The sequence below is a fragment of the Bradyrhizobium sp. PRIMUS42 genome (assembly GCF_023006515.1).
In the GTDB taxonomy this organism is placed as follows: Bacteria; Pseudomonadota; Alphaproteobacteria; order Rhizobiales; family Xanthobacteraceae; genus Bradyrhizobium.
The window spans coordinates 1-611 of record NZ_JALBGZ010001467.1 but is presented as its reverse complement, the minus strand read 5'-3'; the positions used below and the strand labels follow the sequence as shown (position 1 = coordinate 611).

General features: G+C 76.3%; 1 pseudogene. It reads left to right on the top strand.

What is annotated here, in order from left to right:
- Positions 1-136 precede the first annotated feature (136 nt).
- Positions 137-611 (top strand): annotated as a pseudogene (locus tag MOV75_RS41110) (monooxygenase); the annotation flags it as partial.

The window sequence follows — 611 nt, the reverse complement described above, 5'->3', positions numbered from 1 at the left end:
GGGGGGGGGGGGGGGGGGGGGGGGGGGGGGGGGGGGGGGGGGGGGGGGGGGGGGGGGGGGGGGGGGGCGGGGGCGGGGGGGCGCCCCGGGGCCCGGCCGCGGGCCGGCGCCGCCCGCCGCCCCCGCCCCGTCGCCGCGGGCCGGCGCGCCCTATTGGGTGGTGCACCGCGCCGACCTGCAATCGGCGCTGGCCGGCGCCGTTGCCGATCATCCCGATATCGACCTGAAACTGGGCGCGACCTTCGAAGACGTCGCGCCGCATGCCAAGGGACTGACGGTCGTCCATCGCAGCGGCACGATCCGCCGCAGCGATCTCGCCAGTGCGCTGATCGGCGCCGACGGCATCTGGTCGACGGTCCGCCAGCATCTGTTTCCCGAGGTGCAGCCACGCTTCTCCGGGCTGATCGCCTGGCGCGGCACGCTGGACGCCACGCAACTGCCGAAGGATTACACCGCGCGCCGGGTGCAGCTCTGGATGGGTCCGAACGCCCATCTCGTCGCCTATCCCATTGCGGGCGGCCGCCAGATCAACGTGGTCGCGGTGCTGCCGGGCACCTGGAACAGGCCGGGCTGGAGCACGCCCGGCGATCCCCGCGAGGTGATGGATGCCT